The sequence below is a fragment of the Microbacterium petrolearium genome (assembly GCF_054782875.1).
Genome location: NZ_BAAGRQ010000062.1, coordinates 1 through 774 on the forward strand (window position 1 = coordinate 1; position 774 = coordinate 774).

The following is a 774-nucleotide window of genomic DNA, read 5'->3' on the forward strand; positions in this document are numbered from 1 at the left end:
GTAAACAGTCGCCCCTCCCTATTATGTGCCACCACTTTTTAAGTGGTCTCCCTTATTATCGAGTGTTAGGGAGCATTTTGCCGAGTTCCTTATGCGGTATTATCTCAACGCCTTAGTATTCTCTACTTGAACACCTGTGTCGGTTGTAGGGTACGGTAATAATCATATAATTTTCCTGACCATAACAAATGTTATAGTTATCTATGACAAACTCATCAATAATAATCTTAGAGACCGTTATAAATCGTCGCTGTTAACCATGACAACGAAACCCTTGTTCAATCGGCGGATAGTATTATAACTATCTTCTACGTTACTCATGTTAGCATTTTCTCTCCCATTATGTCCAGATAATGAAACACTATCTTTCATCCACATGGGATGCTCCTCTACTCTGATTAAATTACAGAATATATAATTTAATTGACATAGTTTCGGTAAATGACCTATAGACCCGCATATTGTCGGTGCCTATAGTCCTTTAGGCAACTGAGTTGTTACACCCTCTTCAAATGATAGCTACTTCCAAGCTAACATCATTGCTGTATTAGGACTACGACTTCCTTAAATTCACTTAGTCATTATTTTGGGACCTTCTATCTATGTTCTCGGCTGTTTCCGTTTCGACTATCCACCTTATCATGAATAGTCTGTCCTTCCCATAAAAATTTACATCATTTGGTGGTTAACACATCAAAGGTAGAATCTATGATCCCCCAATTAAATTAACGATTAAAACCATTAATATGATGGTCAGTGCTCTACCTATGTAAG

General features: G+C 37.3%; 1 rRNA gene. It reads right to left on the reverse strand.

Annotated elements, in window-relative coordinates:
* A 23S ribosomal RNA gene (locus tag ACYVJ0_RS13605) occupies positions 1–774 on the reverse strand; the annotation flags it as partial.